At 55.4% G+C, this 22,460-nt stretch carries 24 protein-coding genes and 1 other RNA gene; 18 read left to right on the forward strand and 7 right to left on the reverse strand.

Annotation, left to right across the window (positions count from 1 at the left end):
- Nucleotides 1-25: 25 nt before the first annotated feature.
- On the reverse strand, nucleotides 26-1,165 hold the full coding sequence (gene rlmG / locus KGP16_RS23180; protein ID WP_024483083.1) for a 23S rRNA (guanine(1835)-N(2))-methyltransferase RlmG: 1,140 nt from the start codon (nucleotides 1,163-1,165) through the stop codon (nucleotides 26-28).
- Nucleotides 1,166-1,314: 149 nt separating this feature from the next.
- Between rlmG and KGP16_RS23185 the strand changes: the two genes are divergently transcribed.
- The 4 genes from KGP16_RS23185 (at nucleotide 1,315) to sstT (ending at nucleotide 5,159) form a co-directional block, all read left to right on the forward strand.
- Entirely contained in the window at nucleotides 1,315-1,821 is a 507-nt protein-coding gene (locus KGP16_RS23185; protein ID WP_021806929.1) for a M48 family metallopeptidase, read from the forward strand.
- Between the two features lie 89 nt (nucleotides 1,822-1,910).
- Nucleotides 1,911-2,891, forward strand: a complete 981-nt coding sequence (locus KGP16_RS23190) for a Gfo/Idh/MocA family protein (RefSeq protein ID WP_218520254.1) — start codon at nucleotides 1,911-1,913, stop codon at nucleotides 2,889-2,891.
- 1 nt (nucleotide 2,892) lies between these two features.
- The gene (locus KGP16_RS23195; protein WP_218520253.1) at nucleotides 2,893-3,630 is read left to right on the forward strand and encodes a glutamine amidotransferase; all 738 of its coding nucleotides are present in this window, start codon (nucleotides 2,893-2,895) and stop codon (nucleotides 3,628-3,630) included.
- Between the two features lie 293 nt (nucleotides 3,631-3,923).
- Nucleotides 3,924-5,159 carry a serine/threonine transporter SstT gene (gene sstT, locus KGP16_RS23200; protein WP_218520252.1) on the forward strand — a complete coding sequence of 412 codons (1,236 nt, stop codon included), beginning with the start codon at nucleotides 3,924-3,926 and terminating at the stop codon, nucleotides 5,157-5,159.
- A gap of 223 nt (nucleotides 5,160-5,382) precedes the next feature.
- Here sstT and KGP16_RS23205 read toward each other — a convergent pair whose 3' ends face one another.
- The 3 genes from KGP16_RS23205 to uxaC all read right to left on the reverse strand — a co-directional run bounded on the left by KGP16_RS23205 (nucleotide 5,383) and on the right by uxaC (nucleotide 8,982).
- The gene (locus tag KGP16_RS23205) at nucleotides 5,383-5,982 is read right to left on the reverse strand and encodes a YgjV family protein (RefSeq protein WP_059201904.1); all 600 of its coding nucleotides are present in this window, start codon (nucleotides 5,980-5,982) and stop codon (nucleotides 5,383-5,385) included.
- Nucleotides 5,983-6,058: 76 nt separating this feature from the next.
- Complete coding sequence (locus KGP16_RS23210) at nucleotides 6,059-7,549, reverse strand: UxaA family hydrolase (RefSeq protein WP_223500419.1); 1,491 nt, start codon at nucleotides 7,547-7,549, stop codon at nucleotides 6,059-6,061.
- Nucleotides 7,550-7,569: 20 nt separating this feature from the next.
- On the reverse strand, nucleotides 7,570-8,982 hold the full coding sequence (gene uxaC / locus KGP16_RS23215) for a glucuronate isomerase (RefSeq protein WP_223500420.1): 1,413 nt from the start codon (nucleotides 8,980-8,982) through the stop codon (nucleotides 7,570-7,572).
- A 397-nt stretch (nucleotides 8,983-9,379) separates the two neighbouring features.
- Between uxaC and KGP16_RS23220 the strand changes: the two genes are divergently transcribed.
- The 11 genes from KGP16_RS23220 (at nucleotide 9,380) to KGP16_RS23270 (ending at nucleotide 16,878) form a co-directional block, all read left to right on the forward strand.
- Nucleotides 9,380-10,678, forward strand: a complete 1,299-nt coding sequence (locus KGP16_RS23220; protein ID WP_021180651.1) for an MFS transporter — start codon at nucleotides 9,380-9,382, stop codon at nucleotides 10,676-10,678.
- Nucleotides 10,679-10,795: 117 nt separating this feature from the next.
- The gene (gene exuR / locus KGP16_RS23225; RefSeq protein ID WP_223500421.1) at nucleotides 10,796-11,572 is read left to right on the forward strand and encodes a transcriptional regulator ExuR; all 777 of its coding nucleotides are present in this window, start codon (nucleotides 10,796-10,798) and stop codon (nucleotides 11,570-11,572) included.
- A 187-nt stretch (nucleotides 11,573-11,759) separates the two neighbouring features.
- Entirely contained in the window at nucleotides 11,760-12,209 is a 450-nt protein-coding gene (locus KGP16_RS23230) for a hypothetical protein (RefSeq protein ID WP_094983177.1), read from the forward strand.
- Nucleotides 12,210-12,339: 130 nt separating this feature from the next.
- Nucleotides 12,340-13,014, forward strand: a complete 675-nt coding sequence (locus KGP16_RS23235) for a DedA family protein (protein ID WP_021180653.1) — start codon at nucleotides 12,340-12,342, stop codon at nucleotides 13,012-13,014.
- Nucleotides 13,014-13,385: an EnvZ/OmpR regulon moderator MzrA gene (gene mzrA, locus KGP16_RS23240; protein WP_037376329.1), complete on the forward strand. Its 372-nt coding sequence runs from the start codon at nucleotides 13,014-13,016 to the stop codon at nucleotides 13,383-13,385. The genes KGP16_RS23235 and mzrA overlap by 1 nt, the downstream gene beginning before the upstream one ends.
- Nucleotides 13,386-13,612: 227 nt before the next feature.
- Nucleotides 13,613-13,984, forward strand: coding sequence for a DUF1090 domain-containing protein (locus tag KGP16_RS23245; RefSeq protein ID WP_021806937.1), 372 nt, complete (start codon nucleotides 13,613-13,615; stop codon nucleotides 13,982-13,984).
- Between the two features lie 164 nt (nucleotides 13,985-14,148).
- On the forward strand, nucleotides 14,149-14,454 hold the full coding sequence (locus KGP16_RS23250; RefSeq protein WP_021180656.1) for a YqjD family protein: 306 nt from the start codon (nucleotides 14,149-14,151) through the stop codon (nucleotides 14,452-14,454).
- 2 nt (nucleotides 14,455-14,456) lie between these two features.
- Nucleotides 14,457-14,876 (forward strand): phage holin family protein, encoded by a 420-nt coding sequence (locus KGP16_RS23255; protein ID WP_021180657.1) that lies wholly within the window; start codon nucleotides 14,457-14,459, stop codon nucleotides 14,874-14,876.
- On the forward strand, nucleotides 14,854-15,141 hold the full coding sequence (locus KGP16_RS23260) for a YqjK-like family protein (protein WP_021180658.1): 288 nt from the start codon (nucleotides 14,854-14,856) through the stop codon (nucleotides 15,139-15,141). Before KGP16_RS23255 ends, KGP16_RS23260 begins: the two co-directional genes overlap by 23 nt.
- 278 nt (nucleotides 15,142-15,419) lie before the next feature.
- A complete protein-coding gene (locus KGP16_RS23265; protein WP_024528174.1) occupies nucleotides 15,420-15,815 on the forward strand; it encodes a DoxX family protein in 396 nt (131 codons plus the stop codon).
- A 76-nt stretch (nucleotides 15,816-15,891) separates the two neighbouring features.
- Entirely contained in the window at nucleotides 15,892-16,878 is a 987-nt protein-coding gene (locus tag KGP16_RS23270; RefSeq protein WP_223500422.1) for a glutathione S-transferase family protein, read from the forward strand.
- Between the two features lie 75 nt (nucleotides 16,879-16,953).
- Here the strand turns inward: KGP16_RS23270 and KGP16_RS23275 are convergent, their stop codons facing one another.
- Nucleotides 16,954-17,859: a LysR family transcriptional regulator gene (locus KGP16_RS23275; RefSeq protein ID WP_021180661.1), complete on the reverse strand. Its 906-nt coding sequence runs from the start codon at nucleotides 17,857-17,859 to the stop codon at nucleotides 16,954-16,956.
- A 107-nt stretch (nucleotides 17,860-17,966) separates the two neighbouring features.
- Here KGP16_RS23275 and KGP16_RS23280 point away from each other — a divergent pair, with 107 nt between their 5' ends.
- Nucleotides 17,967-18,668 carry a pirin family protein gene (locus tag KGP16_RS23280; RefSeq protein ID WP_021806939.1) on the forward strand — a complete coding sequence of 234 codons (702 nt, stop codon included), beginning with the start codon at nucleotides 17,967-17,969 and terminating at the stop codon, nucleotides 18,666-18,668.
- A gap of 54 nt (nucleotides 18,669-18,722) precedes the next feature.
- Here KGP16_RS23280 and rnpB read toward each other — a convergent pair.
- Together rnpB and rsmI are read right to left on the reverse strand one after the other, a co-directional pair.
- Nucleotides 18,723-19,101, reverse strand: an RNA gene (gene rnpB, locus KGP16_RS23285) — RNase P RNA component class A.
- 41 nt (nucleotides 19,102-19,142) lie between these two features.
- Nucleotides 19,143-20,006: a 16S rRNA (cytidine(1402)-2'-O)-methyltransferase gene (gene rsmI, locus KGP16_RS23290; protein WP_021180663.1), complete on the reverse strand. Its 864-nt coding sequence runs from the start codon at nucleotides 20,004-20,006 to the stop codon at nucleotides 19,143-19,145.
- Nucleotides 20,007-20,068: 62 nt separating this feature from the next.
- Here rsmI and KGP16_RS23295 point away from each other — a divergent pair, with 62 nt between their 5' ends.
- Together KGP16_RS23295 and KGP16_RS23300 are read left to right on the forward strand one after the other, a co-directional pair.
- A complete protein-coding gene (locus tag KGP16_RS23295) occupies nucleotides 20,069-22,081 on the forward strand; it encodes a penicillin-binding protein activator (protein ID WP_223500423.1) in 2,013 nt (670 codons plus the stop codon).
- The gene (locus KGP16_RS23300) at nucleotides 22,078-22,431 is read left to right on the forward strand and encodes a YraN family protein (protein WP_172414006.1); all 354 of its coding nucleotides are present in this window, start codon (nucleotides 22,078-22,080) and stop codon (nucleotides 22,429-22,431) included. Before KGP16_RS23295 ends, KGP16_RS23300 begins: the two co-directional genes overlap by 4 nt.
- Nucleotides 22,432-22,460 lie beyond the last annotated feature (29 nt).

Below are 22,460 nucleotides of genomic sequence, written 5' to 3' on the forward strand. Positions count from 1 at the left end.
CGCAGTATAATGCTGCGCCCCTACATCAATAGCGCGCGCCAGACTTGACCGCTTTGAGGATCAAGAACTTCTGGTTGGAGGCCACGGTGGTGCAGTTGCCGAATAAACGCCTCAGCTTCTGGTAGTAATCCAGATGGCGGTTGCCCACGATCCACAGCTCACCACCTACTTGCAGGCAGCGCTTGGCGTCGCAGAACATCTGCCAGGCGGTGTGATCGGTGATCGCATGCTGCTGATGGAACGGTGGATTGCACAGTACCGCCTGCAGGCTTTCACGCTCAATGCCCGCCAGCGAGTTGTTCACTTCAAACTGACAGCGATCCATCTCTTGCGGCAGGTTGTGTGCCACGTTCAGTTCACTGGACGCCACCGCCATGTAAGACTCATCGACGAAGGTCATCTGCGCTTGCGGGTTTTGCACCAAAGCTCGCATCCCGATAATGCCGTTGCCACAGCCGAGATCGACAATATGGCCCTGCAAATCCTTCGGCAGATTTTCCAGGAACAGGCGTGCGCCAATATCCAGGCTACCGCGTGAGAACACGTTGGCATGGTTGTGGATCAGCCAGTCCGTGCCATCGAGCAGCCAGTCGGTGGTTTCCGGCGCTGCCGGTGGCACGATGTCAGCGACCTGGCAATAAATCAGGCGGGCCTTTTTCCAGGCCAGGCTGGTGCGGGTTGGGCCAAGCACCCGCTCAAACACTTGCATGGTCGAGGTATGCACGTCACGCGCTTTGGCACCGGCCACGATCAGCGTATCGGGTGCCACCACGTCACGCAGGGCACGTAATTGCTGCTCCAGCAGCGCCAGCGCTTTCGGGATACGGATCAATACCACCGCCGGGTTGGCAGGCAGTTCGGCCAGGCTGTCTTGCAAGGTGACCTGTTCAACATCGAGCTCATTGAGCTTGAGGTTATGGCGCGTCGCCAACTGGCTCATGTAAGAATCGCTGATGCTGTAAGGCTTATAGCCATGCAGAGCACAGGCTAACGTGCCAAAGTTGTCGTTGAAAATCAGTACCGGGCGTTCGCCGATGTCGACATTTTCCAACTGTTGCAGCAGATATTCGTCCGCCGCTTCCCACGCCTGCAGCTGGGTGGCTTCTTCCTGTTGGGGATAACGCTCCAGCTCAAGTTGCTGTGTTCCCAGATCGAGTTGGCTCATTGCCCCTCCTGAATGATAAATTTGGGCTGTTTATCCCCTAAAAACGCTCGGCAGTAAAATGTTTTTTGGGATTAATTACCCTTTAAGGGATTTGAGCAAGAAAACGTCATACAATGCTCACCCCGGTTTACCACTGAATACTGAATAACATGTCTGAACTGAGCTACCTGCAAGGCTACCCCGATCATCTGCAAATGCAGGTGCAACAACTCATCCAGCAACAGCGTCTGGGCGAGGTTTTGTTGCAACGCTATCCGCAGGTTCATGGCTGCACCACCGACAAATCGCTTTATCAGTTTACCGTCGATCTGAAAAATCAGTATCTGCGTAATGCTCAACCGCTGAGCAAGGTGGCCTACGACAGCAAAATCCAGGTGATGAAGCACGCTTTGGGGCTGCATACCGCCATTTCCCGGGTGCAAGGTGGCAAGCTGAAAGCCAAAGCCGAGATCCGCGTGGCGACGGTGTTTAAAAATGCCCCGGAACCTTTCCTGCGCATGATCGTGGTCCACGAATTAGCGCACCTGAAAGAGAAAGACCACAACAAGGCGTTTTACAGCCTTTGCTGCCATATGGAACCCAGCTATCACCAGTTGGAGTTTGATACCCGTCTGTATCTGACCCATCTTTCCTTGTTTGGTGAACTCTATGAATAATCAGCCTTTTTAAGCAAATATTCGCCTAATCTTTGCGGCGTGATAATCTGGTCCCCTGAGCTATCTTCCTGTGGAAACTGGAGTCACCCATGATTCGCTTTGCTGTTGTCGGCACCAACTGGATCACCGAACGTTTTATCGATGCGGCTCACGAAAGCGGCAAGATGAGGCTGACCGCCATCTATTCGCGTAAGCTCGAACAAGCGCAGGCCTTTGGCGCCAACTACCCGGTCGAACACTTCTTTGACTCACTGGAAGCGCTGGCGCAATCCGACGTGATTGATGCAGTGTATATTGCCAGCCCCAACTCTCTGCACTGCCAACAATCTATGCTATTCCTCAGCCATAAAAAACACGTGATTTGCGAGAAGCCGCTGGCGTCAAATCTGCGCGAAGTGGAACAGCTGGTGGCCTGCGCACGGGAACATCAGGTAGTGCTGTTTGAAGCGTTCAAAAGCGCCCACTTGCCCAATTTTCTTATCCTGCAACAGGCATTGCCGAAGATTGGCAAACTGCGTAAGGCATTTATCAACTATTGCCAATACTCCTCTCGCTATCCCCGTTACCTGGCCGGTGAAAATCCAAACACCTTCAATCCACACTTTTCCAACGGCTCGATCATGGACATTGGCTATTACTGCGTGGCCAGCACCGTGGCGCTGTTTGGTGCACCGCAGTCGGTATTGGCTAGCGCAACATTGCTCGATACCGGGGTCGATGCCCACGGCAGCGTGTGCCTGAACTATGGTGACTTTGACGTGGTGATCAGCCATTCCAAGGTCAGCAACTCTGACATTCCGAGTGAGATCCAGGGCGAAGAAGGTACGCTGGTGATCGAAAAAATCTCCGAAGCCCAAGGCGTGGTGCTGACGCCGCGCGGTGAAAATAGCCAGGTGCTGACCCAGCCACAACACATCAATACCATGCTGTATGAAGCGCAAGTGTTTGCCGAACTGGTGGAAAAACGGCAGGTCGAGCATGAGGGCCTGGAAAATTCCCTGATCGTCGCCAGCCTGCTGACGGAGATCCGCCGCCAGACCGGCGTAGTGTTCCCCGCTGACGGAGAATGAGATGAAACCGCTGTTGTTGATGCAAACCGGTGATGCACCGCAGATGATCCAGCAGGAGCAGGCCAACTTTGAGCAGATGTTCATGCGACAGGGGAATATCGCCGCAGATCGAGTACATATCGTGCACGTTCTCGCCGGTGAGACGCCATTGCCTCCGGAAGATTACTGCGGCGTGGTGATCACCGGTTCAGCCGCGATGGTGACCGAACGGCTTCCCTGGAGCGAACGGGCGGCAGAATGGTTGCGCCAGGCAATGCAAATCAATCTGCCGATCTTTGGCGTGTGCTACGGCCACCAGCTTCTGGCTTATGCGCTGGGCGGCGAGGTGGGCTACCACCCGCAGGGCATGGAGGTTGGCACTCTCGAGATCGAGTTATTACCCGCTGCCCGCTCAGATAAGCGTCTTGCCACCCTGCCTGCGCGCTTCAACGTGAACCTGATCCATGCGCAAAGCGTACTAACGCCGCCGCCAGGGGCTGAAGTGCTGGCCCGCTCGCAACAGGACGCCTGCCAAATCCTGCGTTACGGCGATAACGCTCTGACCACCCAGTTCCACCCGGAGTTTAACGGGGCGATCATGCAGCGCTACTTGAGCTGGCTCAGCGAGTTGGAACCGGCCAAACAGCAAATTTATCAGCTTAAACAACAACAGGTTAGCGATACCCCGTTCAGCCAGTTGTTGCTGCAGGACTTTGTCGCCAGCCTCGGGGCCCAGCAGCCATTGGCCGGGGTCGGTTGAGGTTAGTCACCATAATCTGTTATCCGGGGCGCTAGACGCCCCGCGATTATTTGGCAAATAGCCATAAACGCCAAATGTTATGACGATCACACAAATGTAAACAGCATGTTATCAATCATTGATCCATGCAGGTAATTTCATCTTCTCCCCTTTCCAAGATCCCCCGTTTACTGAATACTGGCATGGCAAACATACTTAGTTACAGATATGACGATAAGTTGCCCGGCCACGTTTCAGCCGAGGCGCAGCAATCTGTACATCACATTCTCAGGGAGCGGAAACGCAAGCGCATCATGAATAAACTATTACGACGCATCACTCAGGGCAGCCTGGTTAAACAAATATTGATCGGCCTGGCAGCGGGCATTGTGGTGGCACTGGTTTCGCCAGCCGCAGCGGCAGCCGTTGGCCTGCTCGGCTCGCTGTTCGTTGGCGCGCTGAAGGCGGTGGCACCGCTGCTGGTACTGGTGTTGGTCATGGCCTCCATTGCCAACCATAAGCAGGGCCAAAAAACCAATATCCGCCCCATCCTGTTCCTCTACCTGCTGGGTACCTTTGCCGCCGCGCTGACCGCCGTGGTGATCAGCTTTATTTTCCCCTCAACGCTGGCGCTGGCCGTGGGCACCACCGACATCAATCCGCCGGGTGGCATCGTTGAAGTGCTCAAAGGCTTGCTGATGAGCGTGGTGGCGAACCCATTCCATGCGCTGATCAACGCCAACTATATCGGCATCCTGGCCTGGGCCGTGGGTCTGGGGCTGGCGCTGCGCCATGCCTCTGATAACACCAAATCGTTAATCACCGATATGTCCCATGCCGTGACTATGGTGGTTCGTGCGGTGATCCGCTTTGCGCCGCTGGGTATCTTTGGCCTGGTGGCATCGACCCTGGCCGATACCGGCTTCAGCGCACTGTGGGGCTATGCTCAACTACTGTTCGTGCTGATCGGCTGTATGCTGCTGGTGGCGTTGGTGCTGAACCCGCTGATCGTTTACTGGAAGATCCGCCGTAATCCTTATCCACTGGTGTTCACCTGCCTGCGCGAAAGCGGCGTTACCGCCTTCTTTACCCGCAGCTCCGCAGCCAACATTCCGGTGAATATGGAACTGAGCAGAAAGCTGAATCTGAACGAAGATACCTATTCGGTTTCTATTCCGTTAGGGGCGACCATCAACATGGCCGGTGCCGCGATCACCATCACCGTGTTGACGCTGGCGGCGGTTCATACGCTGGGCATTCCTGTAGATGTGCCGACTGCACTGCTGCTGAGCGTGGTTGCGGCGATCTGCGCCTGTGGGGCTTCCGGCGTGGCCGGTGGTTCACTGCTGTTGATCCCGCTGGCTTGCAACATGTTCGGTATTCCCAATGAAATTGCAATGCAGGTCGTTGCCGTCGGCTTTATCATCGGCGTACTGCAGGACTCGGCTGAAACCGCGCTCAACTCCTCCACCGACGTGCTGTTTACCGCAGCAGCCTGTCAGGCAGAAGACCAGCGTTTGGCCAATGAAGATCCGCTGAAAATTCGCTAAGTCCCCTCACCCCAACCCTCTCCCACAGGGAGAGGGAGCTGTTAGTCCCTGCTCTTTTGCAAGTAGAAAGGCAATCTCAGCAAACTCGATCCCCCCTCATCCAATGAGTCACTACAATTTCAAATCCACTCGATCGGTCCCCTTGTGCGAAAGGGAACTGATAGCCCCTACTATTTCAACTCCAGGAGTAAGAACAAGAAAGGCAAGGTAGTACTCAAAGCAATCAACGAACTCGATCGGTTCCCTCTCCCTGTGGGAGAGGGTTAGGGTGAGGGGTCTGGCACTCTTCATCAGACGCCTTTTTTTCGACCGCAAAAGGATCGATGCCGCGCAATTGCAGGCGGCGGAAGCGGATAATGTTGAAACCGTTCATCAGCAGGAAACTGCCTTCAATCAGCGAACCCCCGATCGAGCCAAGCCAGATGTTGTGGGTGACCCAACAGGCCGTTGAGCACCACATTACGCAGCGGGTGGTCAAACCCCGGGTGCGGAACAAGGCCCAGGTGCTGACGGTCGTGCCGCAAATCGGTAGCAGTTCGATCCAGTGGTGGAAGCGGGATAAACCAATGATCAGCGTAAGGGAGATAAAGATCCACATCACCCATAGGCTGCGAGTCTTCATCGAAACCAGGTTGCGGCAGGCGCTAAGCAGTGCGCTACTCCCTGCGGCATTCGCTCCCATCAGGATAAAGTGAATGCCGATAATCAGGCTGTAGCCCGACAGTTGCAGTTTGAAACGCTGGTCATCGCGATTAAAAAAGCTGGTGATACCGACCAAAAAAGCCAGCACGCCAACAGACTGCGCAAACCAATAAAACGTCATTAGGGAGATCCTGGGGCGGTAGTAGCAAGGCGTTTAAAACAAAACGCCGTTTTATGCTACTCCCGCCGGCTAGGCTTTACAACGTGACACCGCTTTTAAAGATCGCCAACTCGCGGAAATCATTCACTTCATTACGCGCCGGTGCCCCATCGGCAATGTCCACGATCAGATCGACAAACTGCTCCAGCATCTGCGACATCGGCAAGCCGTGGATCAGGCGGCCTGCGTCAAAATCGATCCAGTGCGGTTTCTTCGCCGCCAGCTCCGAGTTGGTCGCCAGCTTTACCGTTGGCACAAAGCCACCGTAAGGTGTCCCCCGCCCGGTGCTGAACAGCACCATATGGCACCCGGCTCCCGCCAGCGCGCTGGTAGCGACCGCATCATTGCCCGGCGCACTCAGCAGGTTCAGCCCCGGCAGACGCAGGCGTTCACCGTATTTCAACACGTCCACCACCTGGCTCTGCCCGGCTTTTTGGGTACAGCCCAGAGATTTCTCTTCTAACGTGGTGATGCCACCCGCCTTGTTGCCCGGCGAAGGGTTCTCGTAAATCGGTTGGTTGTGGGCAATAAAATACTGTTTGAAGTCGTTGACCATGCTGACGGTTTTTTCAAAGGTCTCTTCATCACGGCAGCGGCTCATCAGAATGCGCTCGGCACCAAACATTTCCGGTACTTCGGTCAGCACCGTGGTGCCGCCGTTGGCAATCACATAATCCGAGAAGCAGCCCAATAACGGGTTAGCCGTGATCCCCGATAAACCGTCCGATCCCCCACATTCCAGGCCAAACTTCAGCTCGCTGAGTTTTCCCAGCTGGCGACGATCGTCGCGCATAATCTGGTATAACGCATGCAAATGTGCCAATCCGTCGGCAACTTCATCATCCTGTTGCTGGCAGACCATAAAGCGTACGCGCTGCTCATCAAACTCACCCAGGGTACTGCGGAAGGCATCCACCTGGTTGTTCTCACAGCCCAGGCCAATCACCAGAACCGCACCCGCATTAGGGTGACGCACCATATTTTGCAGCATGGTACGGGTATTTTCATGATCCTGCCCGAGCTGTGAGCAGCCGAAGGGGTGGCTGAACAGATGCACGCCGTCGATCCCTTCTGCTTCCCCGGTTTCCTTCAGAAAACGCTGCAGGATCTGACGGGCGATGCCGTTTACACAGCCCACGGTCGGGATGATCCACAGTTCGTTGCGGATCCCTACCTCACCGTTGCTGCGGCGGTAAATCTGTACGTCACGATCTGCCGCCTGCGCCGGTAAGGTCTGGAACTCCGGTTGATACTGGTAGCTATCGAGATCGCTCAGGTTGGTTTTGGCATTTTGCGAATGAATATGTTCGCCCGCAGCAATGGCCTCCAGCGCATAACCGATCGGCAAGCCATACTTGACGATCATCTCACCGGCAGCGATCGGTTCAAGGGCAAACTTGTGCCCCCGAGCAACGTCTTGCGCCAGTGTGATCGCCTGCCCTTCCCAGACAGGCTGGTCACCAGCCGCCAAATCACACAGTGCAACCGCCACATTATCTTTTGCATGGATTTTTATGATGCTTTGCATAAACCAACCTCGAGCTGTAACTACGCTAATTCGATAGCAAAATAGTGTTTGGCATTATCGAAGCAGATGTTTTTCACCATCTCACCCAGCAACGCAATATCCGCCGGTGCTTCGCCATCTTCCACCCAGCGGCCAATCATCTGGCACAGGATACGGCGGAAGTATTCGTGACGCGTGTAGGAAAGGAAGCTGCGGCTGTCGGTCAGCATGCCCACAAAGCGGCTAAGTAGCCCAAGCTGCGCCAACTGCGTCATCTGGCGCTGCATGCCGTCTTTCTGATCGTTAAACCACCAGCCTGAACCAAACTGGATCTTGCCCGGCGTACCTTCCCCCTGGAAGTTGCCGACCATGGTGCCGATCACTTCGTTATCCCGTGGGTTCAGGCAGTAAAGAATGGTCTTCGGCAACGCCCCCTGCTTGGCTTGAGCATCCAGCAGGCGCGACAGTGATTCGGCTACCGGCTGATCGTTAATGGAATCGAAGCCAATATCCGGGCCGATAGTAGTGAACATCCGGCTATTGTTATTACGCAATGCGCCGATGTGGTATTGCTGCACCCATTCGCGGCGCTGATATTCAGCAGCCAGGAACAGCAGGACGGCGGTCTTGAACTGGGCAACCTGCTGTGGCGTTGGCAACTCTCCGCTGAGGCGCTGGGCCAGGATCTTGTCTAGGGTTGCCTCATCGGCCTCGCCGTACATCACCACGTCTAACGCGTGATCCGAAACCTTGCAACCGTGAGCGGCAAAGTGATCCAGGCGTTTTTTCAACGCATCGCACAAATCGCTGAAGCGGCTGATGGACGTGTCTGCGGCGGCTTCCAGCTGTCGCATATAGTCATTAAACCCGGCGGCTTCAATATTGAAGGCCTTGTCTGGGCGCCAGCTTGGCAATACTTTGATATCGAAGCTGCTGTCGGCGGCGATGGCTTGATGGTGGCGCAGATCGTCGATCGGATCGTCGGTGGTGCCCACCATTTTCACCTTCATCTGTTTCATGATGCCGCGAGCGCTGAAAGCTTCCTGCGAAAGCAGTTCATTACCACGCTGCCAGATTTCATCTGCGGTAGTCGGGGAGAGTAGCTTACCGGTGATGCCAAACGGACGGCGCAGTTCCAGGTGTGTCCAGTGATACAGCGGGTTGCCAATGGTATGTGGCACCGTTGCCGCCCAGGCATCAAATTTTTCCCGGTCAGAAGCATCGCCGGTACACAGGCGTTCAGCCACGCCGTTGGTACGCATCGCGCGCCACTTATAGTGGTCGCCCTTCAGCCAGATATCGTACATGTTTTTAAAACGATAATTATCGGCAATCTGTTGCGGTGGCAAATGGCAGTGATAGTCGAAAATAGGCTGATCCGCCGCATAGTCATGATATAGGCGGCGGGCAAATTCACTGTCTAACAAGAAATCATCGCTCAAAAACGTGGCCATAGTGGGTTCCTCACCTTTTGTCCTGGCTAACCTTGCTGTCAACTCGCGAAAAGTTATCACACCAATTTAATGCGGAGTCTAGCGGATTTTCACCTTGGATGGCCATTATTACGGCCTCTAAACACCTATCCAGACGGACACCATTAAATCAATGCCATATGATGCCAAGCATTATCACTTAAAAAAATAATGGTTTTTGTGATATCACTCAACTTTTAAATCTGTATGACAAGTTATCTTCTCGCCACCCTGCTACTGGTTTATAACCACGGTTCGATGACAACGCGCAGGGCGGCGTCGGTAAGCGGAATACCGGCAACCAGATGAAAGGGAATCACCACCATGACCGCCGCGGGCTTGCCGGTGGCCGAAATATTAAGACTGGGAGAGATTTGGGATGCGTAAAATTAAAGGCTTACGCTGGTATATGATCGGCCTGGTGACTATCGGCACCGTGCTCGGTTATCTGACCCGCAATGCGATGTCCGTCGCCGCCCCCTCGCTGGAAGGTTCACTGGGGATCACGACCCAACAGTATTCCTATATTGTTGCCGCCTATTCAGCCTGCTATACCCTGATGCAGCCCGTTGCAGGCTATATCCTCGACGTGCTAGGCACTAAAATCGGCTATGCGATGTTTGCCATCCTGTGGGCCATCTTCTGTATGGGCACCGCGCTGGCCAACAGTTGGGTCGGTCTGGCGATGGCCCGTGGTGCGGTTGGTATGGCCGAAGCGGCGATGATCCCTGCCGGGCTGAAAGCCAGTAGCGAATGGTTCCCGGCCAAAGAGCGCTCCATTGCGGTGGGTTACTTTAACGTCGGCTCCTCGGTGGGCGCGATGCTTGCTCCCCCCTTGGTGGTCTGGGCGATTGTGGCACATAGCTGGGAAATGGCGTTTATCATTACCGGTGTCCTGAGCCTGATCTGGGCCATCTGCTGGCTGATCTTCTATAAACACCCGAAAGACCAGAAGAAACTCAGTTCCGAAGAACGTAGCTACATTCTGGATGGTCAGGAAGCGCACCACCAGACCAGCAATGCCAAGAAGATGTCCGCCTGGCAGATCCTGCGTAACCGCCAGTTCTGGGGTATTGCGTTACCGCGTTTCCTGGCAGAGCCCGCCTGGGGGACCTTCAACGCCTGGATCCCGCTGTTCATGTTCAAGGCTTACGGCTTTAACCTGAAAGAAATTGCCATGTTCGCCTGGATGCCGATGCTGTTCGCCGATTTCGGCTGCATCCTGGGTGGCTATCTGCCGCCATTCTTCCAAAAGCATTTCGGCGTCAACCTGATCGTCTCACGCAAACTGGTGGTCACCCTGGGCGCTGTACTAATGATTGGCCCAGGCATGATCGGCTTGTTCACCAGCCCTTATGTCGCCATCGCCTTACTGTGCATCGGGGGCTTTGCCCACCAGGCACTGTCCGGCGCGCTGATCACCCTGTCGTCGGACGTCTTTGGCCGCAACGAAGTCGCTACCGCCAACGGGCTGACAGGTATGGCTGCATGGACGGCGAGCACCATGTTCGCTCTGGTGGTCGGCGCATTGGCTGACACCATAGGCTTCAGTCCGCTGTTCGCCGCCCTGTCGGTGTTCGATATTCTGGCCGCCATCGTGATCTGGACCGTGCTGCAAAACAAGCCGGTTTCCGAGCTGGAACAGGAGCGATTACAAACGGCAAATGCCAGCAGTTAACCCCCACAGCCCGGCCTTTGTGCCGGGCTTTTCGCATCTGACTCGCTAGCAGCCACAACGGATAAGTGGTATAACAGGTCCTATGGCATCACGCCCTTCTACCACCGAGTATTCACTATGGAATTCACTGAAACCAGACGCCTTTATCAGCAATTGGCCGCCGAACTAAAACGGCGCATTGAGGGCGGGGTCTACCCTGTCGGTGAGAAACTGCCAGCCGAGCGTTATATCGCAGAAGAGATGAACGTTAGCCGCACCGTGGTGCGTGAGGCGATCATCATGCTGGAGGTAGAAGGTTACGTAGAAGTGCACAAAGGCTCGGGCATCCATGTGATCTCCAACCAGCAGAAGCACCTGGTGGTACCGGGCGAAAGCCTCGAATTCGCTACGTCTGGGCCTTTTGAACTGCTACAGGCCCGCCAGTTGATCGAAAGTAACATCGCCGAGTTCGCCGCCACCCAGGTGACCAAGCAGGATATCGTCCAACTGATGGAGATCCAGGAGCAAGCGCGCAAAGAGGATCGCTTCCGCGATTCGCAGTGGGATCTCAAATTCCATGTGCAGGTCGCGCTGGCGACCCAGAATACCGCCATGGCCACCATAGTGGAAAAAATGTGGGCTCAGCGTGTCAGCAACCCTTACTGGATCAAACTGCACGAACACATCGATGAGCGTTCCATTGCCAGCTGGTGCGACGATCACGATGAGATCCTTAAAGCGCTGATACGTAAAGATCCTCACGGTGCCAAACTGGCCATGTGGCAACATCTGGAAAATACCAAGCAGATGCTGTTCAATGCCACCACCGACGATTTCGAATACAACGCCGATCGCTACCTGTTTGCCGAGAATCCGGTGATCCATTTGGATAACATGGCCACCCCCACCAAATAGGATTTTGGCGTCAAGAAATCGTACCGAATGTCAGGTATTGTAAAAACGGCTGAATCGATCCCGGTACAGCCGCCCACTGCGCGATATTTCCCCAGCGACCGCGTAGATTTCCCTGTTGCCAATCGTGCTATTTTGGTAGAGTTAGCCCACTTTTTTATCGACTGACTTTGGGGTGGAACGCGAATACATGCGCTGGTTGTTTGCCATGCTTATTGCTCTTTCCTGCTGGACCGGTTCGGTCTCCGGCCCAAAGCTCTATGCAGCACAAACCACAGCCTTAGCCTCCGCGTTAAATGCTCAGGCATTACTTGATGAGCATGTGGTTTCCCCCTACGATCAGGATTACCGTCCGCACAGTGAACTCCGCCGCAAGCCCCTCAGCAAACTACTGCTGTCTTTGCCCCGGATGCATTCCTACCCCAGCTCGTTGCAGGCCCCGTCCCAGTCGGTTCCGGCCTATACTTTAGCAACGGATCTGGGCTACCGCCTGTGGCCTCAACCGCAGGCAGATAACCCAGCCCCTAACCGGTTGCGGCAGGTCAATTGGACGCTGAACTTCCCGCAGCAGCAAAGCAGGCTCGGGGGTTGGAAAGAAAGCAACATACTTTACCGTGGCTCGCTAACGTATCACTCATGATCCGGTGTCGCCCCATTAGAACCAAAGAATAAAGCAACACCGTTCATCATCTTCAGCAGCCAGGGCCTCCGCGAGCTTACCGCCCCCAGCCGCTGAACGAAAATAACAATGACGTTTTTAGGAACACCGGATGGATATCATTAAGCAACTATTGGATGCCTTATGGCAGCAAGACTTTGAAACGCTGGCCAACCCCTCGTTGGTCTGGACGCTGTACGTCTTGCTGTTTATGATTTTATTTCTGGAAAATGGCCTGCTGCCCGCCGCCTTCCTGCCGGGTGATAGCCTGCTGATCCTGGTCGGCGTCCTGGTCGCCAAAGGCACCATGAATTTCCCGGTGACCATTCTTATCCTGACCACCGCAGCCAGCCTGGGGTGCTGGGTTAGCTACATACAAGGCCGATGGCTAGGCAATACGCCTACGGTACAGGGTTGGCTAGCTCATCTACCGGCCCATTACCATCAGCGTGCCCACCAGTTGTTCCACCGTCATGGCCTGTCGGCCCTGCTGGTTGGCCGTTTCCTGGCTTTCGTCCGTACGCTGTTGCCTACCATTGCCGGGTTGTCTGGTTTGAGCAACGCACGCTTCCAGTTCTTTAACTGGATGAGCGGCCTGCTGTGGGTTCTGATCCTGGTATCGGTCGGTTTTGCCCTCGGGAAAACCCCGATGTTCCGCAAGTATGAAGACCAGTTGATGTTCGGCCTGATGATGCTGCCACTGGTGCTATTGGTCGCCGGGCTAGTCGGTTCTCTGGTGGTACTGTGGCGTAAAAAGCGCGCCGACCGTGCAGGGAAAGACGCGTGATAGCCAAACGCCCCCGCTGGCAATACGCACTGCTGCTTTCATTGCTATTGCTGGCATTGGCCGCCGTGCTGGCGCCATACATTTTACGTACGGAAAACGAGCTGCGTATTCATGCGGCTCAGCAGGGTCTATCGTTGCCAGATGGTTTTTACGTCTATCAGCGCCTGGATGAACGCGGTATCCGCATCAAAAGCATTACGCCTGAGGGCGATGGCCTTGTGATCCGTCTGGATTCCCCTGAGCAACAGTTGCTGGCCCGCGAAGCCCTGGAAAACATCCTGCCCCCCGGTTATACCATTGCCCTGAACGAGTCTCCTTTCCCCGGCCGCTGGGTGCGTAAATTTGCACGTACGCCACTTGATCTGGGATAATCCCTTCACATTGCAGGGATTGCCTTAGCGGGCGCGGCATACAGCGCCCCTTCACATTGAGCCGAATGAGAAATACCGGCAGTCTCAACTTTTGGGGTTCTACGCAATTTATGACTATGCTGTTTGTCTGCATGGGTCGGTCGCGTAGGCCGCCTATCGCACTGCCCCTTGGGCAGCAGGAAACCGGGAGCATCCTTGTTATCTCCCAGCATTAAGGAATTGAAATCATGAAATTGCGCCACACTTTGTTACTGGCTATTCCCCTGTTCACTTTTTCTGCGCTTTCACAGGCAGCGGCCGAGACTTGTGCCAGCAAAGCCCAGGAGATCCAGACCCAGATCGATTATGCCACTAAACACGGCAACAGCCACCGCGTGGCAGGCCTGCAAAAAGCCCTGAGCGAAGTACAAACCCACTGCACCGAGTCCGGTTTACAAGCCGATCGCCAGAAGAAGATTGCTGATAAGCAGGAGAAAGTGGCCGAGCGTGAGCAGGAGCTGAAAGAGGCTCAGGAAACCGGCAAGGCAGATAAAATCGCCAACAAACAGAGAAAGCTGGCAGAAGCTCAGGCTGAGCTGAAAGCCGCGCAGGCCGAATAATTTTTTATATTAGCGGATTTATCGCTAAGAGCCCCATCTGGCGGGATTTTACCAGCCTATAATGACATTGGTTAGTGATATCCACCGGGGATAAGCCCTTTGCTTAAGTGAATAAATCCGCTATGTTAAAAGTCTGTCGAAGTTAATGTTAAGGAGTTATCGAAATGGCACATGATTCACATGCAGAAAATTTACGCGCTGAACTGAAGTCCCTGGCCGATACGCTGGAAGAAGTGCTGAACTCTTCCACCGATAAACCTAAAGCTGAACTGGACAAACTGCGCTCCAAAGCAGAAGGCGCACTGAAAGAAACCCGTGCCCGTCTGAGCGATGCTGGTGACAAACTGGCTCACCAAACCAAGCAGATGGCTGGCCAGGCCGATGATTACGTGCGTGAAAACCCGTGGACCGGTATCGGTATCGGCGCCGCGGTTGGCGTGGTGTTAGGCGTTCTGCTCGCGCGCCGCTGATTATGGCAGAGCAGCCGCAAACGCGCGCTCAGGGCCCCGGTAAAGGGGTCCTGGATATCGCCCAACGGATTGTCACCATTATGGTCGGCATGGTGGAAACCCGGGTGCGTCTGGCCGTTATCGAGCTGGAAGAGGAGAAAGCCAACCTCATTCAGTTGCTGATGATGGCGGGGCTTACCCTGCTGTTTACCGCATTCGGCCTGATGAGCCTGTTAATCCTCATCTTCTGGGCCATCGACCCCGCTTATCGCCTGATGGCGTTGGGCACCACTACCGCCGTTCTGCTGTTCCTGGCCGTTGTGGGGCTTGTCTGGACACTGTCCAAGGCTCGCCGTTCGACACTGTTAGGGGCAACACGTCAGCAATTGGAACTCGACCGTGCTGAACTGGAGGAGAAACATGAATCGCCGCCAGTACCGTGAACGCAGAAAAGAGCAACTCATCCGGCAGATCCAGCAACAACGTCTGGATCTGGCCGCCAACAAAAGCCAGTGGCTGCAAAAGACCGAATCCTTTGATCGCAGCTGGCAGACCTTATATGGGCTGCGTAAATATATGGCTATTGGCTCCAGCGTGATTGCGCTGTACGGCATACGCCATCCTAGCAAATTGATCCGCTGGTCACGGCGGGCGCTCAGCGTCTGGGGCACCGTTCGTCTGATCCGTAACACCCTTCCCAAAAAATAACCGCGCCGTAACAGGTTCAATTATCCCGTTGGTAATCCCTTTTATTTACGTGGATTTTATCCAAGCATGCCTTAACAATCGTTAATTAAATGATTTATAACTACTTTTATCGATTTTTTAATATTCAGATTTTTTGAAAAATTACGACAGTTTTACTTGCTAACAACCCGCAGCATTCCCGTCTAACATTCACTCCATCAACCGGACATGGCGGCTACAGGCCCCCTGGCGGTACCAATGCCAAGATTGGCAAGCAACAACACTTTTTGGAGTTAATGATGAAGAAATTAGAAGATGCAGGTTTGCTGGTTGCTCGTATTCTGATGCCAATCCTGTTTATCGTTGCAGGTTACGGCAAAATGGGTGATGCCTATGCTGGCACCCAACAATACATGCAGTCGATGGGCGTACCTGGCTTCTTGCTGCCACTGACCATCCTGCTGGAGTTCGGCGGTGGCCTGGCAATCCTGTTCGGCTTCCTGACCCGTACCGTGGCGCTGTTCACGGCCGGTTTCACCATTCTGACCGCTCTGCTGTTCCACACCAACTTTGCCGAAGGCGTGAACCAGCTGATGTTTATGAAAAACCTGACCATTGCCGGTGGCTTCATCGTGCTGGCGGTTGCAGGCCCTGGTGGCTTCAGCATTGACCGCATTTTGAACAAAAAGTGGTAAGCTTATAGTATCGACGAAAGGCTCGGCTCAACGCCGGGCCTTTTGACTTTTTCTCTCAGACACATTGGAGGATCTCATGGGACAACTCGTTGATGGCGTTTGGCAAGACACCTGGTATGACACCAAATCCACCGGGGGCCGTTTCAAACGTTCAACCTCTCAGTTTCGCAATTGGGTCACGCCGGACGGCGCTGCGGGAGAACATGGCAAGGCAGGTTTTAAAGCCGAGCAAGATCGCTACCATCTGTACGTTTCCCTGGCTTGCCCTTGGGCACACCGTACCCTGCTGATGCGCAAGCTAAAAGGGCTGGAGCAAACCATCCCGATTTCCGTGGTGCATCCGCTGATGTTGGAAAACGGCTGGACCTTCGGCCAGGATTTCCCTGCAGCAACCGGCGATGCGCTGTATCACTCCGATTTTCTTTACCAGCTCTATCTACGGGCCGATCCGCAGTACAGCGGCCGCGTTACCGTGCCAGTGCTGTGGGATAAACAGCAGCAGACCATCGTCAGCAATGAGTCTGCCGATATCATCCGCATGTTCAACAGCGCTTTCGACGCCGTCGGCGCACGAGCTGGAGATTACTATCCGGCAGAGCTGCGTGAAAAGATCGATTCGCTCAACGACTGGATTTACGATTCGGTGAACAACGGGGTGTACAAGGCCGGTTTTGCTACCAGCCAGGAGGCCTATGACGAAGCGGTGAACGGCGTGTTTGCCTCTTTGGAGCAGTTGGAGCAGATCCTCGGCCAGCACCGTTATCTGACCGGCGATCGACTTACCGAGGCCGATCTCCGCCTGTGGACTACACTGATCCGTTTCGATCCGGTCTACGTCACTCATTTCAAATGCGACCAGCGCCGCATCAGCGACTATCTCAACCTGTACGGCTTCCTGCGCGATATCTACCAGATGCCAGGGATTGCCGAAACGGTCGATATGGCGCATATCCGCAACCACTATTATCGCAGCCATGCCACCATCAATCCGCACGGGATCATTTCGATCGGCCCTGCACAGGATCTGGATGAACCCCACGGGCGCGATGTACGTTTTGGTTGATTGCAGATTGCTGCGAGTCAGGGGAGCCGGCAATCGCAGTTCCCCTGACTCACACAAGGCGAAAATGCGAAGAAGTTACTGATTCTCCTCGCGTGCAAACAGACGCGGGATTTCGCGTAGGAACCAGGATTTAGCCTCGCCCATACTGTCGCGCCGCCAGGCCATGATAATGTCTGCCTCACGGCTATATTCCGGCCCCACCACACGTAAACGCCCCTGCTCGATATCCTTCTCCACCATCTGATAAGGCATGGTGGCCACTCCCAGTCCGGCCAGCAAAGCGCGGCGCTTATCTTCGATGGTGCTCACCGTCAGGCGCTGCTGTTTATCCAGCAATTGCACCGTCAACACTGGCCGCTCCCGCGCGGTATCCGCCACCGCAATGCCACGGTATTTCACCCGCGTCAGCTCCGACAGCGGCTCCGGCTCCAGGTGGATCGGATGTTCCGGTGCGGCAACGTACACGCTCATCACCTTATACAGCTTGCGGGTGTTGATTTCAGAAGAGGCGCGAAAGTGCATATCCGGCGCAATAACGATATCGGCCCGCCCTTGCTCCAGCCGCTCCCATGCCCCAGCCAACACTTCGGTAAAGATCGAAACCTGAGTATTGGCTTTCAGCGCCAGCTTATCGACCAAAGGGAACAGCTTATAGGCAGGAGATAGCGCTTCGCTGACGATGGTGAGGTGGGTTTCCCACCCCCGCGCCAATGCTTCTGCATCGGTCGTCAGCTTGTCCGCCGCCTCGAGCAGTACGCGGCCACGCTCAAGCAGCATGCGACCAACGTTGGTAAATTTGGTGCGATGCCCAGATCGGTCAAACAGCACCACATCCAGTTCTTCTTCCAATTTTTGCATGGTGTAGCTGAGCGCCGAAGGCACTCGCCCCAGTTCATCGGCGGCGGCGGCAAAGCTGCCACGGCGGTCGATCGCATCCATAACCCTAAGCGCTTCAAGCGTTAACGCCCGATCTCTGGCCATCGAAACTCTCTATCAGGAAATTTGAATATACCGACCAGATTAACTGGCTAACAATCCGCCGTCCAGATGCTTACCATCAAGAGATTGAATTTAGAGAGCCGATTGCCATGATCACATGCAGAACAGCACAACAATGCGGGCAAGCTGACTTTGGTTGGCTGCAGGCTCGTTATACCTTTTCCTTTGGCCACTACTTCGATCCCAAGCTGATGGGCTATGCGTCGCTGCGGGTACTGAACCAAGAGGTATTAGCACCGGGTGCCGCCTTCCAGCCACGCACCTATCCCAACGTAGATATCCTGAATCTGATCCTGCAAGGTGAAGCCGAATACCGGGACAGCGACGGCAATACCGTACGCGCGGGTGCAGGAGAGGCGTTATTGCTGGCTACGCAACCGGGGCTTAGCTATAGCGAACAGAACGTCAGCAGCAGCACGCCACTGACCCGGATGCAGCTGTGGCTGGATGCCTGTCCGGAGCGCAGTAACGAACGTGTGCAGCGTTTGAGCCTGCCAGATCAGCCCTATACGCTACTGGCCTCACCAGATGGTGCCCAAGGCAGCCTGCAACTGCGCCAACAGGTCTGGATACATCATTTGAACTTACCGGCGGGAGCACGGCAGACGCTTACTCTGCATGGGCCACGAGCCTACCTGCAATCGATCCACGGTACCGTTGAGGTCAATGGCGACCATCACCAGAGCCAGCGCCTGACCTGTGGAGACGGTGCGTTTATCCGCGAGGAAAACCGCCTCACCATCCAGGCCGAAGCGCCGCTACGTGCGCTGCTGATTGATTTGCCGGTGTAGGATACAGATAAAGAAAAACCCCGCGCGACTCTCGTCACGCGGGGTTATCTGTATAGAGGGAGCTGACCGGTAAGCCGGGTTCTGTCGTGGACAGTCATTCCTCTAGGCCAGCAATCGCTCACTGGCTCAAGCAGCCTACCCGGGTTCAGTACGGGCCGTACCATGTGAACCCCTATTTGGCCTTGCTCCGGGTGGAGTTTACCGTGCCACGGACTGTTGCCAGCCGCGCGGTGCGCTCTTACCGCACCCTTTCACCCTTACCTGATCCCGCTTGCGCGGGCCATCGGCGGTTTGCTCTCTGTTGCACTAGTCGTAGGCTTGCGCCTCCCAGGCGTTACCTGGCACCCTGCCCTATGGAGCCCGGACTTTCCTCCCCTCCATCTGTCTCCCCCGAAGAGGACGGCAATGAAGCGGCGACTGTCTAGTCAACTCCGGCGCGGATAGTAGCGTTGCTGCGCCAGCAGGTCAACCGCTTTACTGTTCCTGCTGCTCTAGCGCATGTTTATACAGCGCATTTTTCTTCACGCCGTGGATCTCTGCAGTTAACGCCGCCGCCTTTTTCAACGGCAGCTCTTTTTGCAGCAGAGCCAGGGTACGCAGCGCTTCGAGCGGCAAATCGTCCTCCTGCGCCTTGTGCCCTTCCACAATCAGCACCATCTCCCCCCGGCGGCGCATCTCATCTTCCAGCACCCAGGCCAGCAGTTCCCCCACCGGGGCACCGTGAATCGATTCCCAGGTTTTGGTCAGTTCACGCGCCAGCACCACGTAGCGCTGTGGCCCCCACACGGTGACCATGTCCTGCAAACTTTCCAGCAAACGGTGGGTTGATTCGTAGAAAATCAGCGTTCGCGGTTCCTCTGCCAGCGCCAGCAGGGTATCCTTACGGCCTTTGGTTTTGGCTGGCAGGAAGCCTTCGTAGCAGAAACGATCGGAAGCCACACCGGCGGCACACAGCGCGGTGGTGGCAGCACAAGCACCCGGCAGCGGCACGACGCGGATCCCCGCTTCGCGGCAACGGCGCACCAGGTGATAACCCGGATCGTTAATCAGTGGCGTGCCTGCGTCACTCACCAGTGCTATGCTTTGGCCTTCCTGCAGTTTTGCCAGCAGTTGGTCCGCCTTCTGCTGTTCGTTATGGTCGTGCAGCGCAAACAACCGCGCGCTAATAGCAAAGTGTTGCAGCAGCAACCCGGTATGGCGCGTATCTTCCGCCGCAATCAGATCGACGCTTTTCAGTACCTCTATGGCCCGATGAGTCATATCCCCCAGGTTACCGATGGGGGTGGGCACCACGTACAGTGTCGATGCAGAAATAGCTGATTGTTGGTGTTGATTCATTGTTTCATCCGGATTGCCGATTTAATATTGAGCATCTTGAAAAAAACATCACTGGATACAGTATGCTTTCCTCAACATTCCTTCGTACCAAAGCAGGGCGATTAGTACCTGTTGTACTGGCAGCCTTGCTGTTAGCTGGTTGTCCAAGTCAGGTTCCACAAACTCCGCCCTCAAATATCCAGGACGAAGCCAGTGCCAACTCTGATTACTATCTGCAACAGTTGCAGCAAAGCAGCGATGATAACAAGGCTGACTGGCAATTACTTGCGATTCGCGCATTAACTCGCGAAGGCAAGCTGCCGCAGGCCAACGAGCAACTGAGCACCTTGCCGCAAAACCTGACGGCTACACAACAGCTTGAGCGCCAGCTATTGAGCGCAGAACTGCAGGTGGCCAACAAGAATTTGAGCGCAGCCCGCGATGCGCTGAATAACATCGACAGCAGCGCGCTGTCACCAAATCAGCTGGTTCGCCTGTATCAGGCGCAGATCGCGGCAAATCAGGGCCAAGCCTCACTGCCGCTGATCCGCGCCTATATTGCCCAGGAGCCGTTACTAAGCGGCCAGGCTCATCAGGAAAACCTGGATAAAACCTGGCAAACGCTGCTTGGCCTGAAGCCGGCCGACATGAACAGCCTGGTGATTAACGCCAACGAAAACGTGCTGCAAGGTTGGCTGGATCTGTTACGAGTCTATCAGGACAACCGTCAGGATCCCGATCTGCTGAAGGCCGGGATCAAAGACTGGCAGAACCGCTATCCGCAAAATCCGGCGGCGAAAAGCCTGCCAACGCAGTTGAATCAGGTGCTGAATTTCACCCAGGCTTCAACGTCGCATATCGCCCTGCTGCTGCCGCTGAACGGCCAGGCCAAGGTGTTTGCCGATGCGATCCAGCAGGGCTTTAACGCTGCGCAAAGTGGCATCGCACTCACTGCGCCCGTTCAGGCAATGCAGCCGACCAATAACCCTGACCAGACCGCGGCAGCAACGCCAGACAATGCCAACGGTGCCGTAAGCACTTCAGCCCCTGCGGCGGATACAACTCAGGTAGCCGCAGTACAACCCGCTACTCCTGCTCCGGTACCCGTCACTCCAGCCCCGGCAACCGGCGGGCAGGTGAAGGTCTACGACACCACCAGTCAGCCTCTGCCAGCGTTGTTGGCTCAAGCCCAGCAGGATGGCGCTACCCTGGTCGTGGGCCCGCTATTGAAGGCCGAAGTCGATCAACTCGCCACTACCTCGACGACGTTGAACGTGTTGGCACTCAACCAGCCTGAGCAACCGAAGGACAGCCCGAATATCTGTTACTTCGCCCTGTCACCGGAAGATGAAGCCCGTGACGCCGCCCGCCATATCTGGGAACAGCAAAAACGCCAGCCGTTACTGCTGCTGCCACGCGGCTCGTTTGGCGATCGCATTGCCAAAGCCTTCACCGAAGAGTGGCAGAAACTCGGCGGCCAGACCGTGCTGCAGCAAGGGATCGGTTCTGCCGGTGAGCTACGCCAGATGGTCAACAGCGGCGGCATTCGCATGAGCGGCACCCCGGTGGCCTCACAGGCTCCGGCGCAGCAGTCGGTGACTATCGCTGGTCTGACTATTCCAGCGCCACCAAGCGATATCCCGGCCTCTACCGGCGGTGGCGTGGACTCGGTGTATATTGTCGCCACGCAGGACCAGCTGACGCTGATCAAGCCGATGATCGACATGACCACCAGCTCTCGTAGCAAACCTGCCATGTTTGCCAGTTCACGCAGCTATCAGGCCGGTGCTGGCCCGGACTTCCGTCTGGAAATGGAAGGCCTGCAATTCAGTGATATTCCTCTGCTGGCAGGGGCCAATCCACAGTTGCAGCAGCAAGCCACCGCCAAATTCCGTAACGACTATTCCCTGGTGCGCCTCTACGCCATGGGGATGGATGCCTGGACATTGGCCAACCACTTTGCTCAAATGCGCCAGTTGCCAGGATTCCAGATTTCAGGCACCACCGGTGTGCTGACATCTTCACCTAACTGTGTGATCACCAGGAAACTGACTTGGCTGCAATACCGCCAGGGCTCGGTCGTTCCGGTCTCCTGAGTCAACGCGCCAAGGGGGCGGGCTATGAGTTCCAGGCCCGCCAATACCTGGAGCGCGCGGGGCTTACCTTCACCGCCGCCAACGTGGTGGTACGTGGGGGTGAGCTCGATCTCATCATGCGTGATGGTCAAACCTGGGTATTCGTCGAAGTCCGCTACCGCCGCAACGCCGCCTTTGGTGACGCAGCGGCCAGCGTGACTTACCGCAAGCAACGGCGATTGCTGCATGCCGCCGCCGTTTGGCTGGCAGGGCGAGGAGCCAGTTTTGACACATCATCTTGCCGTTTTGATGTTTTAGCCATTACCGGTAGCCAGTTAGAATGGATACCCAATGCCTTCAATGCGGATTAAACCCTGTTGACCGGTGTATACCGGCCCTT

The sequence above is a fragment of the Serratia sp. JSRIV006 genome (genome assembly GCF_019968685.1).
GTDB classification, from domain to species: domain Bacteria; phylum Pseudomonadota; class Gammaproteobacteria; order Enterobacterales; family Enterobacteriaceae; genus Chania; species Chania fonticola_B.